This is a genomic window from Clostridium sp. (assembly GCF_051656525.1).
In the GTDB taxonomy this organism is placed as follows: Bacteria; Bacillota; Clostridia; order Clostridiales; family Clostridiaceae; genus Clostridium.
This window is the reverse complement of record NZ_JBOGCC010000156.1, coordinates 1-11,050: the sequence shown is the minus strand read 5'-3', so window position 1 is coordinate 11,050 and position 11,050 is coordinate 1. Positions and strand designations below refer to the sequence as shown.

Here is an 11,050-nt window from a genome sequence, read left to right as displayed (position 1 = left end):
TAATTTTAAAATTCAATGCCAATATGCACTTTTTAGAACTAGATTACAACATAGAATCATTCATTTTTAAACTAGAATACATTATCTTTTGGGTATTTTTAAACTCATATACATTAGTAAAATTTAATACAAACACTTCTCAAACTAAGTCATATCAATGCTTTAAGGTTATCAAATCAATACAAGTATTATATTACTTAGTTTTATTTTTATCTTCAAAAGGTCACTATTTTATCCAAAACATCATTTTTAGGTCTCTTATTTGTCCTTTTTTGAACTCAAATACATTATCTTTTAGAATTCAATGCCAACATATGTATCTCTTTAAACATCATCACAAACCTAGTAATATCAATGGATAAGCTTATATAAATGGTAAGGCATACTCACATCTATACGATATTTTTGAACTCATATACATTAGTAATATAGATATTGCAACATACCTTATTTAATCCGAATATCACTACAAATACAGTAAAACCCTATATTGAAGATGTTTTAAGACTCAATGCCAAGGTATATTTTAAAATTAGAATACATTATCTTTTCATATTTTTGAATTAGAATACAATATCATAAAATATCATTTTATAAAAAAACTTGGGAAATAAAAAAATAAATTTATGAAATTAGGAAACATTCTATGAAATCCTGCATATAATAAACCATAAAACAAAATAATTTAAAATAATTAAAAGCGAGGTAATATAAAATGAAAAATAGCAAAGTAAAAGAATTAGTAGGAATGGAAGAGATTAAAGAGCAACTATTGGATATAATAGAGGATGAGCTAGGTGAATTAGTTGACAACAGCATTGATGAGGTGCTAGACAGTTTAAGAATTGATAATCAAATTGAACAGGAGTTAAATGAGAAAGATGAAGATTATTTAATAGAAATTAGAAATTCGATGATTTCAAACATTATAGAATTTATATCAGAAATGAAATAATACTTAGAGGTGTAGGAGAAATCTTGCACCTTTATCTTGTTAAAATAATTTAAAATAAATAATTGACATATGAAATGGAATAAATTAGAATATAAATAAATAATAAATATACACAACTTAAACAGAGAGTCATAGAGCGATTTTAGACTTTAGGCAACTCATAAGACCTTAAAGGAGTTTGAAGCACCTTAAAATTGATTGTAGGCTTTAGAAGTGACATAGGAGGTGAGATAAATACGATACATACAAAGCAATAATAATTTATTTCAAGAAAAAGATGGAATAACATTAGCAGCTATGCTAGGGAGTGAAACTATATATTTATATATTCATTTGCTAAGTAAAATTAATTATAACAGAGGAATTACAGTTACACTTAAACAACTAAAGACAGAAATATCTATTAGAGGATTTACTAAACCAAAAGCAATATTAGATAAGCTACAAAAACTAAAACAATATAATCTAATAGCCTATGATGGTGATCAATTTAAGCTTAATGACATAATTACAATAACTGTTCCAGAGATAAAAATATACGAAAAGATTCCATTGGAACTTATACAGGATAGCATTAACGCCATAGGAGCTATAGGATTAGTTTTATTAATGCTACTAACCAAACTACATAACACCAACAAAGGATATGCTAATCCTTCACATGAATACTTAGCTTATGCACTAGGAATTGATAAGAGAAGTGTAATTAACTACATAGACAAGCTGGAACAATCAAACTTAATAACTAAGCAGGTAAGCGATGTAATGAACGTATATGATGACAAAGATAACCCAACATTTGCAAGATACAATAACAGATACAAAGTGAGATATATAACTGACAAGAGAAGTAAGCATTACATAGGCAAAGAGTAAAGTAAGCTGTAGGCACAAACAAAAGAGAGAGAAATAAACAAAGAAAACAAGCGTAGCGAACTGACGATTGGAGGGAATGAAGTGAACGCAATCGTAATATCTAAGTTTTATATCTATAAGTCTTATATCTATAAGGTGAACGAAAAGGCGCTTTTTTTGCTGTTCATGTAACATCAACGGCAAATTTTTAACCCTTTCATTCACCTAGGTGGTTTTAAGCCATTTGTAAGGGGTGAAATTGAGTAAAAATAGCTTAAAATTCAATAATACAAAAAAGTTTATAATTCGACATCATAAAAAGAGATAAAGGTGTAGCAGAAAATATCAATAAGCAAAAAAATATAAAAACAACCCTCAACGAAGTTTGGTATAGTAAATCAATTTCTATTGGATTATTTTAGTTGATATGAATATTTTATCATTAAACATCTAACTTTAAATAGAATTAAAAATATATTACCATTTAATCACGTTTGTAAGACTTTTAATTCTTGTTCAATTTTCAATTTTGGAATATAGTTCAAATAAGTTTTTAAAAATCAAAATAAAATAAAATAATTTAAAATAAATACTTGACTTTAGTAAAATATGGAATTATAATTAGGGTATAGTAAATAACTAAAAAGGAGAGAAAGAAAATGGAAATAATTAAATATATCAAAAATAATGTGGAACTTAAAAAAGAAATTCTAAAAAGAATAACTTGGCAAGACATAGAACTTAAAGTGGCTTGTTATACCAGTTCGGATGATAAAGCCATAATAACAGATCTTGAGGTTAGTATCTATGTAAACGGGGAGTATGATGATGTGGTTAGTTGTTATAGTGTAGAGAGCGTAGGAGATTTTCAAATTGAAACAGACAAGCATAGGAAAGAGCTGTCCAAATTAAAGAAAAGAGTTTTCAATTATCTAAAAGTGCATTTCAACAATGTAGAGTTTTCTGATGATTATACACAATAATTTATAATAAATGAGGTGATAGAGATGTTTAGAGTGGGAGTAATACAAGTTAATACTAAAGTTAATGGTAGGTTGATGGTTTCAGAAGATAAGGTTATAATTTGTGATAATTGTGGAAGTGAATATAGATACAAGAGTAAAGGTAAGATAATTGATAAAATTAGAGAAATTGGTTTTATGCTATTACATATGGTTAAATAATTGGGAAATAATTTAAAATAAATAAAAAGGAGAATGAGGTTTATGGAACAAATAACTAAATTATCAGTAGATATACTAAAAGTTCATCCAAGAAATACAGAGTTTTTTGATGATATTCAAGGTGAACAATATGAGAAGTTTAAAAATTCAATAGAGGAGGATGGAATTTTAACGCCACTAATAGTAAGTCCTGATATGACTATTATAAGTGGTCATCAAAGATACCAAGCAGCCAAAGATTTAAATATAAATTTAGTACCTGTAATTATTAAAGAGGAACTACTAGATGAGGATGAAAAGTTAAAGAAGTTATTAGCTACTAATTTTGGTAGATTAAAGAATGATCCAGTTAAGCAAGGAAGAGTATTTAAGCAGTATGAAAAATTAGTAGGAGTAAAGCAAGGAAGACCATCTAAATCACGACAAATTGTCGCATTTTCTCAAGAAGATATGGCAAAAGAATTAGGAGTAGATGTAAGGACTTTGCAAAGACTTAAAAAACTAAACTCCTTATCTCCAGACCTACAAGAATTAATATCAGATGGAACAGTAAAATACACAACAGCGTTAAATGTATGGAGTAAGCTACCTAATGAAGAACAGTCCAAGCTAATTGAGGAATTAGGCAAGGATAAAATTAAAGAAATGAAAGCTAAAGATACCAAAGAGTACATAGATAAAATACAAAAACTTGAACAAGCTTTAAGGGAGGAAAAATCCAAACCCCCAAGAGTAGTAACTGAAACAGTAGATAGAACTGATTATACAGAATTAAATAAACTTAAAGAAGAAAAAAGAGAACTTCAAATGAAGTGCTTAGATTTAAAAAACAAAGTAGATAAAAGTAATGAAAAAGATCTAAAAAGAGAGATAGTTAATTTAAAATCACTTATAGAAAACAAGGATAAGGAAATACAAAGTATAGAAGAAATTAAGAAAGAACTTAATGAAAAGAAAAAGTTGGTTGCGAGATTTACTGGGGAAAGTACAAATTTAGAATTAATTTCAACGACTAGTGAAAATAAAAAGAAAATGATGGAATTTTTAGAAGATATGGCTAAATACGATTACTTAGCCGAAACATTCAATGAAATACCCAATGCTACTAGAAATGAATGGTTAAAAGGTGTAAAAGCAATACATAAATGGGCTAATAGAATACTTAAAGCTACTGAAAACATAGTAGATACAAATAATGCAAATATAATAATCGATACAGAATTTGAAATAAATTAATAAGAAAGAATGAGAGGATGATTAATATGGAAAATAATTTAATGATAAATAATAATGGAAATGAGTTAATGTTAAAGTTTGCTGAGTTCAACAAGAATAGACTAGCAAAAGATAAAGAAGATATGGATAGCCTTACATCAATTATAGAAGAATTAATGGGAATGGTTATAAAGACCGATGGTGAGATAGGTAAAATTGGAAGTGAAGTGGGAGAAATAAATAAAGTTCTCGATATGACGGCAATAGACAGATTTGATTTATCTAAATTAGACGAATTGATGAGGAAGAAATGTTTTGCAGAAACTGGAGCTATTGGAAGTGATAGATATATTCTTTTCTTTGGAAAGTTTAAGGCAAACCTTATTAGTAGTGTAAAGAAACATTTTGGAAGAGATGGCGTTAAAATGATGTCAATTAAAGACTTGAAGAAGTCAGATTTACAGGAGGCAATATTATATATAAACAGATGGAAAGCAACATCTAAATTAAAAACTAAAATATTAGGAGAAATACTTACTGAGATAAATAAATTAGATAATGAAAAGAAAACCAACATAACACAAGCTCAAGTTGATGCCTATAATAATTATATGGAAGATATAACAAAATAATTAAAAATAAACAATAATACATAGGGAGGTATAAATCCTTCCACAAAATAAAACATAAAGAGGTAGAAGAGAAATGAGTAAAATAAAATTTAACAAAGAACAATTAGAGGCAATAAGTCATAATGAAGGGGCTTGTGCAGTGATTGCTGGAGCGGGTTCTGGAAAGAGTACAGTGTTAGTTAATAGAATTAATAAATTAGTTGATGAAGGAGTGCCAGAAGACCTTATAACAGCAATAACATTCACAGATAACTCTTCACAAGACTTAAAGAAAAAATTAGCTAAATTAAATTTAAACAATGTGGTTGTAGGAACATTCCACTCGATATGTAGAAGAATTTTATTAAGTGAAGGAATTTCAACTAATAAGATGATTAAACCTTATGAAGTGGAAAATGAATTTAAAAAGATAATAGAAAAACCAAAAATGAATGATATTATGAGTTTCATAGGTTATCAAAAGAATTATGGTATTGGAGTAGATGGAGATTTTAAAGCTAAATCATCTGATTATGAGGAAGAAGAATTAAGAGAATTTTACAAGGCGTATGAAGATTTAAAAGATAGACTAGGTGCTAAAGATTTTGATGATTGGCTATTAATTGCTAGGGATATTCTAAGAAAGAAACCTAAAGAAAATGAATATGTTTGTGATTACATACTTGTAGATGAGCATCAAGACTCCAACCTTATTCAGAATGAATTAATAGACTTATTATGTCCTAATGGAAATGTATTTTGTGTATTTGATTATAGACAAGCTATCTATACATTTAGAGGTGGAAATCCAGAATATTGTATGAATTTTAAAGACAAGTATCCTAATGCAAAAGTTATTAACTTAGATGTAAATTATAGATCTAGTGAAGGTATAGTTGAAGGTGCTAATAAATTTATAGAGAATTACTATGGAAATTATAACTTCTATTCAGATTCAAAAGCTAATAGTAAGGATAAGGGTAAAATTGAAATAATAGATTTTATAGATAAAAATGAAGAAGCTAAAAGTGTAGTTGGTCAAATAATGAATGACTTAAAAAATGGGATTAAGCCTAATGACATAGCGGTTTTGTATAGAATGAATCAAAACTCATTTGAGGTAGAAGCAGAATTAAAAAGAAATAATATATCATATCAAACAAGTGCTAAAAACTCATTCTTTAAGAGAAGAGAGATTAATTTATTAGTATGTATGTTAAGACTTATTGATAACCCAGATGATGATGGAGCATTTGAAGAAATATTTAGATTTAGATGTCATCCTTTCACTTTTATAAGCAATAAGGTATATGAAAACATAGTAGATTTAGCTGCAAGAAAAAACATTTCATTATTTGAAGCTAGTGAAGTATCTAAAACTAATAAATTTTGGGAAAGAAGAAACTTAGATGAATTTAGAAAAATAGTGCTAAGTTTAGTGTTACAAAACAAGAGAAGAACGCCACTAAGACACATAGTTGATAATATAATTTCACTATTAAGATTAGAAGAATATATGGAAGATAAATATGATGGAGAAGAATTAGAGGAAAGAGTTGCATCAATAGAGTCATTTAAGAAATTTATTAGAGATAATACAGTTGAGAGTTTGCTTAAATTTGTATATATGAGTAATAAGAGTGAAAGAAAGAGTTCTGATAAAGATATTCAATTAATGACAATACATAAAAGTAAAGGACTTGAATTCAAAAAGACTTATGTTATAGGCGTTCAAGATGGAAAATTCCCTCACGTAAATTCACCAGAAATTGACGAAGCTAGATTATTTTATGTAGGAGTTACTAGAGCAAGAGAGGAATTAGTTATAAGTCAGATTTATCAAGGAAATAAATTTATAGATGAGTATCTAGGTGAAATAATTTAAAATAAATAATAAATAAAGAGAGGTGAGAGTATATGAAAAATATAAATATATCAGATGAGGACTTTAAATTCCTTAAAGAACTACAACATGAAATGATTACTCAAGACCATGTAGGACAAGCTAGTCCTAGATTTTGGGTAGTAAAGCAACCTGAAAAGGAATACTGGGTAGAAGAAAATGTAGAAGGAATATTTATTTATGATAGTGGTTCATGTGAAAGTTTATTTGAAGGAAACTTTGAGTCAGAAGAGTTTAATAAATGGTTTATAGATTATGTTAATGAAGAATATAGTGACATTGAATGGAATGAGGAAGAACTAAATAAAGGCTATCTTGAATTTACAATATATGATGAAGAATATTTTATTTATGATGTCGAGGATTTAAAAAATTTCTTTGAAGATAAAGATTACATCAGTATAGGATATTATAGGACTAATCATGTAATTAAAGAAAATACTATGTTTTTAACGTTAAGAGAGGCTAGAGAGCATTTAGAAAGTAATAGTCACCATTACAATGACAAAGTTTACACATATGCTATGACCGCATGGAGAAGTCCACAGGTAGCTAAATTATATGAAGTATTAGAAGGGTTAGAATTGGAGGATGAGTTGAATGGATAACACAAAAGCATTTTACACGTTATCAGATAAAATAGTTAAACTACAAGATAAATTAGATGAGTTTGGAGTAGCTGAACTAAGAGAACAAGCTAAATTACTACCTAAGAAATCACAGGAAAGAAAAGAGCTAAATAATAAAATAAATGAGATTATAAAATCAGAAGAATTTAAATTGATTAAGAAAGAAATGGATACAGTACAAGAATGTTTAAATATTGTATTTTATAGATAGGGAGGAATAGAGTTATGTCACATAAATATATTAAAGAAATTATAGACTTAGAAAAAACACCATATGGATACTGTGGAGAAGAAGATGGAAGATCTAGTAAATGGAGAGAAGAAAGAAGAATATATGGATTTGATAATAGAGAAACATGGTCGTTAGATGCAACATTCTTTTGTTGGCTATATGAACGTTTAATGATGTTTAAAGAAATAGATTTTATAGATTTAGACTTTCATAAATTTGTAGTAAATGAAAAAGAATTAACACAAAGAGAGTGCATTGATAGGATGTTGGAATTATGTAAAACAATAATAACATATCAGGGAATTGAGTTATTAGCTGATGAGAAAAATGAAGTATTAGATATATGGAAAGAGATAATTCATTTCATGTGGTGGTAAGGAGAAAATAATTAAAGAAATAATTAAAAATATATCATCAGGATTATGTTATATAAAAGGATTTTTACCAACATTAATAGCTTTCATAGGATACGTAGTTTTGCTAATACTAGAATATTATAAATTGGCTATTATAAGTTTAATATTGGCATTTGCAAATATAATATTGTACTGTTTATATGAAACAGGAAAAGACATAAGGAGGAGAATAAATGGATAATTATAGCAAAATGTTATTACTAATGTTGCTTATAGGATATGTTTTAGGGATAATTAGCGGATATCTTGCAAAACAAAATGAATAGAGGTGAGAGGTATGGAAAATATAAATTGTTGGATATGTGGAAATGAGATGGATTATAAAGGGATAGTTGATATTAATAATGTTACTAAATTAGGAAAATGTCATCATTGGGAATGTGAAGTTTGTGGTGAAGGGATATATAGAAGAGTGAGGGAGGAAAATTTAAATGAGCAAAAGTAAAGTAAAAGCAGTATGTAAAGAATGCGAGGGTAACGTTAATGGTTGGTGTTCAGAATATGAAACTAATAAATGGGAAGAAAAATTTAATAGGTGCATAGCATTTGATGTTACACAGTCTGTTAAAAAAGAAAGTTCTATACATAAACAACATAATGAAAAATTTAAAATTAGCGATGAAGAAACTTGGAGTATTAGGGAATGTCCTGTATGTGAGAATGAGATAAGTTATAAAATTAAAAATCTTAATATAAAAACGGGATTATCAAATATAATTGTAAGAATGTGCGATGATTGTTTATTAGAGTTAAGTGATTATATTAGGGGCTGTGTAGGTATTAACAATATTATTAAAAGGAGATAGTGGATGAGTAAATAGAGATGATAAATAAAATAATTAAAAACAATAAAATAGAATTTCAATTTCTTCAATCCCTGTAAGCAGGGTTATTAAGGTGTTGAGGCTTCGATAGTCAATAGAGTTGATAACTTACTAGGACGTACACCGTAAGCAATGTGAAGATGTAAAATATCATACTAGGCTTCTGTTATGGATTCATCAAACATAGCATGGCATAAAAGAGAATGATTTAGGTCATTAGATATTACCTTATTAGATTCGTAAATGAATTTAGTAAGGTGAAGGAATTGAATTTAGTATACAAGGAATATATAGGATTTTTAAAAGATAAAGGATTAAATATAGATTTAAAAGAAGGTTATTATTGGTTAGACAGACAGATAATAAAAGCTTACGATAAGCAAGGGGATATACATAAGGTAGTTAGAATTTATACAGATGATAATTTAGAGGTGACATTTAAGTATTATCCATTAAAGGATTTTGAAATAGAACCTTGGAAAGATACAGTAGAGAGAAATAAAAATAGGCTTTTACAAATAGAAAAAGAAAGTTTAGATTTAATAAAAGCATCTTTAGAAAAATATAAGGGAAGAGAAATTGCTTGCTTAACTTCGGGAGGAAAAGATAGTAGTGTAACTTCATATTTAATTAAACATGTGTATCCAGAAGCACAAATGATATTTAATAACACTACTTTAGATTGTGCTGATACATATTTGCATATTAAAAAAGAAAATAATTTAACTATAATTAATCCAAAGGAAGGCTTTTATCAATGGAGAGAAAGAAATAACTTTGTCATCAATCGTACTTCCAGGAGTTGCTGTCAAATATTCAAAGAAAATTCTATGGTTGATTATTTACCTAAAGAGAGTAAATATGTTTTCTTTATGGGTATGAGAAATGAGGAAAGTAATACTAGATCTAGTTATGGTGATGAGTGGAAAAACTTAAAATGGGGTACTAGAGAATGGAATGGCGTATTACCTATAAGAAAATGGAGTGAGGTTGATGTATGGCTATATATTTTATTTAGAGGTATTCCACTTAATCTTAAGTATAAACGTGGTTATAGTAGAGTTGGATGTGCTGTTGCTTGCCCTTTTTACACTAAGTCAACATGGATATTAGACAGATATTGGTATCCTAAAATGTATGAAAGATGGCATAAGATATTAGAAAAAGATTTTATAGATAATAAGAAAGCTCCTATACTTAATTGTACTTTAAAGGAATATCATCTTAACTGGAATGGGACTGGCGTTAGAGATGAAGCTACTGAAGAAGTTATTCAAGAGTTTGCAACTATGTATGGATTAAATATAGAATTGGCTAGAAAATACTTTAACAAAAGGTGTACTTGCTGTGGTAAGAAACTAAAGAAGAATGATGTAGCTCTATCATTGAAATACTATGGTAGACACATTCAGGAATTCAAATGCATGAAGTGTATATCTGTTGACTTTGGTGTTAAGCAAAAAGATTTAAAAGAAAGAATTAAACAGTTTAAGAGTGGAGGTTGTGATTTATTTTAGAAGTTAGGGAGTGGAATTCTTGTTTTACTCCTTTTCTAAAATAAATAAAATAATTTAAAATAATATATTGACATAGATTGGAAAATATAGTAATATAATATCAAGGATAATGATTAATAGGGGGTGAAAAAAATGGAAAAGAAATTAGCTAGAATTTGGAGATGTAAAAATTGCAACGCAAGATATAAGATGCTAGGTAGAGTTATGGAAGCTCCAAAGGAGTGTGAATGTGGGTGTAAAGAGTTTATGTAATAATACAAATAAAAGGTGGTGAAAATAAATGTTCAAAAAATTCAACTTAAACTTAACAGACAAGGAATTAGTAACGCTATGCGAATATTTAGGTTGTCAAAACATAGATGATACTAAGAATGTAATTGATAAATATGAGTTAGAGTTAGAGAAAAATGAAACTGAAAATATCTTAACAGATTTGTATAGCCAATTAAAAGATGAAGCTATTGAAAGAGGTTTGTTTGAAGATTAAAAATATTTAAAATAATTATTAAATAAAAGGAGGTGAAATTGATGGAATTAAAATTTAAATCATCATCTAATAACAAACCATTATTAGGTTCTGTACCAGCTATATATTTGTATGAGATTACATATTCATATGAAACTAGACGTAAAAATCTAAAGAAGAGAACTAGACAAGTTATATCTGAAGATCGTGATTATGCTAAGATTAAACTTATCGAATATATAA

The 11,050-nt window shown here is 27.7% G+C and carries 15 protein-coding genes; all 15 read left to right on the top strand.

Going from position 1 to position 11,050, the window contains the following annotated elements; all coding sequences use genetic code 11:
• Positions 1–715: 715 nt before the first annotated feature.
• Entirely contained in the window at positions 716–955 is a 240-nt protein-coding gene (locus tag ACRDDY_RS07965; RefSeq protein ID WP_438564419.1) for a hypothetical protein, read from the top strand.
• Between the two features lie 297 nt (positions 956–1,252).
• Positions 1,253–1,831, top strand: a complete 579-nt coding sequence (locus ACRDDY_RS07960) for a helix-turn-helix domain-containing protein (RefSeq protein WP_438564418.1) — start codon at positions 1,253–1,255, stop codon at positions 1,829–1,831.
• A 638-nt stretch (positions 1,832–2,469) separates the two neighbouring features.
• Positions 2,470–2,793: a hypothetical protein gene (locus ACRDDY_RS07955; RefSeq protein ID WP_438564417.1), complete on the top strand. Its 324-nt coding sequence runs from the start codon at positions 2,470–2,472 to the stop codon at positions 2,791–2,793.
• A gap of 24 nt (positions 2,794–2,817) precedes the next feature.
• The gene (locus ACRDDY_RS07950; protein ID WP_438564416.1) at positions 2,818–2,994 is read left to right on the top strand and encodes a hypothetical protein; all 177 of its coding nucleotides are present in this window, start codon (positions 2,818–2,820) and stop codon (positions 2,992–2,994) included.
• 42 nt (positions 2,995–3,036) lie between these two features.
• Positions 3,037–4,230, top strand: coding sequence for a ParB N-terminal domain-containing protein (locus ACRDDY_RS07945; RefSeq protein WP_438564415.1), 1,194 nt, complete (start codon positions 3,037–3,039; stop codon positions 4,228–4,230).
• A 26-nt stretch (positions 4,231–4,256) separates the two neighbouring features.
• On the top strand, positions 4,257–4,841 hold the full coding sequence (locus tag ACRDDY_RS07940) for a hypothetical protein (RefSeq protein WP_438564414.1): 585 nt from the start codon (positions 4,257–4,259) through the stop codon (positions 4,839–4,841).
• Positions 4,842–4,914: 73 nt separating this feature from the next.
• Complete coding sequence (locus ACRDDY_RS07935) at positions 4,915–6,705, top strand: ATP-dependent helicase (RefSeq protein ID WP_438564413.1); 1,791 nt, start codon at positions 4,915–4,917, stop codon at positions 6,703–6,705.
• Between the two features lie 32 nt (positions 6,706–6,737).
• A complete protein-coding gene (locus ACRDDY_RS07930) occupies positions 6,738–7,331 on the top strand; it encodes a hypothetical protein (RefSeq protein ID WP_438564412.1) in 594 nt (197 codons plus the stop codon).
• Positions 7,324–7,563, top strand: a complete 240-nt coding sequence (locus tag ACRDDY_RS07925; protein ID WP_438564411.1) for a hypothetical protein — start codon at positions 7,324–7,326, stop codon at positions 7,561–7,563. The genes ACRDDY_RS07930 and ACRDDY_RS07925 overlap by 8 nt, the downstream gene beginning before the upstream one ends.
• A 14-nt stretch (positions 7,564–7,577) precedes the next feature.
• Positions 7,578–7,961 (top strand): hypothetical protein, encoded by a 384-nt coding sequence (locus tag ACRDDY_RS07920; protein ID WP_438564410.1) that lies wholly within the window; start codon positions 7,578–7,580, stop codon positions 7,959–7,961.
• 316 nt (positions 7,962–8,277) lie between these two features.
• Entirely contained in the window at positions 8,278–8,445 is a 168-nt protein-coding gene (locus ACRDDY_RS07915; protein WP_438564409.1) for a hypothetical protein, read from the top strand.
• Entirely contained in the window at positions 8,432–8,806 is a 375-nt protein-coding gene (locus ACRDDY_RS07910) for a hypothetical protein (RefSeq protein ID WP_438564408.1), read from the top strand. The genes ACRDDY_RS07915 and ACRDDY_RS07910 overlap by 14 nt, the downstream gene beginning before the upstream one ends.
• A 284-nt stretch (positions 8,807–9,090) precedes the next feature.
• Positions 9,091–10,341, top strand: a complete 1,251-nt coding sequence (locus tag ACRDDY_RS07905; protein WP_438564407.1) for a phosphoadenosine phosphosulfate reductase family protein — start codon at positions 9,091–9,093, stop codon at positions 10,339–10,341.
• Between the two features lie 280 nt (positions 10,342–10,621).
• Complete coding sequence (locus ACRDDY_RS07900) at positions 10,622–10,828, top strand: hypothetical protein (RefSeq protein WP_438564406.1); 207 nt, start codon at positions 10,622–10,624, stop codon at positions 10,826–10,828.
• 41 nt (positions 10,829–10,869) lie between these two features.
• A partial coding sequence (locus tag ACRDDY_RS07895) for a hypothetical protein (protein ID WP_438564405.1) occupies positions 10,870–11,050 on the top strand: 181 nt, incomplete at its 3' end.

What these genes read in the sequence shown, in the direction of transcription:
- ACRDDY_RS07965 (WP_438564419.1), top strand. Translation starts at nt 716, where the DNA reads ATGAAAAATAGCAAAGTAAAAGAATTAGTAGGAATGGAAGAGATTAAA.
- ACRDDY_RS07960 (WP_438564418.1), top strand. Translation starts at nt 1,253, where the DNA reads ATGCTAGGGAGTGAAACTATATATTTATATATTCATTTGCTAAGTAAA.
- ACRDDY_RS07955 (WP_438564417.1), top strand. Translation starts at nt 2,470, where the DNA reads ATGGAAATAATTAAATATATCAAAAATAATGTGGAACTTAAAAAAGAA.
- ACRDDY_RS07950 (WP_438564416.1), top strand. Translation starts at nt 2,818, where the DNA reads ATGTTTAGAGTGGGAGTAATACAAGTTAATACTAAAGTTAATGGTAGG.
- ACRDDY_RS07945 (WP_438564415.1), top strand. Translation starts at nt 3,037, where the DNA reads ATGGAACAAATAACTAAATTATCAGTAGATATACTAAAAGTTCATCCA.
- ACRDDY_RS07940 (WP_438564414.1), top strand. Translation starts at nt 4,257, where the DNA reads ATGGAAAATAATTTAATGATAAATAATAATGGAAATGAGTTAATGTTA.
- ACRDDY_RS07935 (WP_438564413.1), top strand. Translation starts at nt 4,915, where the DNA reads ATGAGTAAAATAAAATTTAACAAAGAACAATTAGAGGCAATAAGTCAT.
- ACRDDY_RS07930 (WP_438564412.1), top strand. Translation starts at nt 6,738, where the DNA reads ATGAAAAATATAAATATATCAGATGAGGACTTTAAATTCCTTAAAGAA.
- ACRDDY_RS07925 (WP_438564411.1), top strand. Translation starts at nt 7,324, where the DNA reads ATGGATAACACAAAAGCATTTTACACGTTATCAGATAAAATAGTTAAA.
- ACRDDY_RS07920 (WP_438564410.1), top strand. Translation starts at nt 7,578, where the DNA reads ATGTCACATAAATATATTAAAGAAATTATAGACTTAGAAAAAACACCA.
- ACRDDY_RS07915 (WP_438564409.1), top strand. Translation starts at nt 8,278, where the DNA reads ATGGAAAATATAAATTGTTGGATATGTGGAAATGAGATGGATTATAAA.
- ACRDDY_RS07910 (WP_438564408.1), top strand. Translation starts at nt 8,432, where the DNA reads ATGAGCAAAAGTAAAGTAAAAGCAGTATGTAAAGAATGCGAGGGTAAC.
- ACRDDY_RS07900 (WP_438564406.1), top strand. Translation starts at nt 10,622, where the DNA reads ATGTTCAAAAAATTCAACTTAAACTTAACAGACAAGGAATTAGTAACG.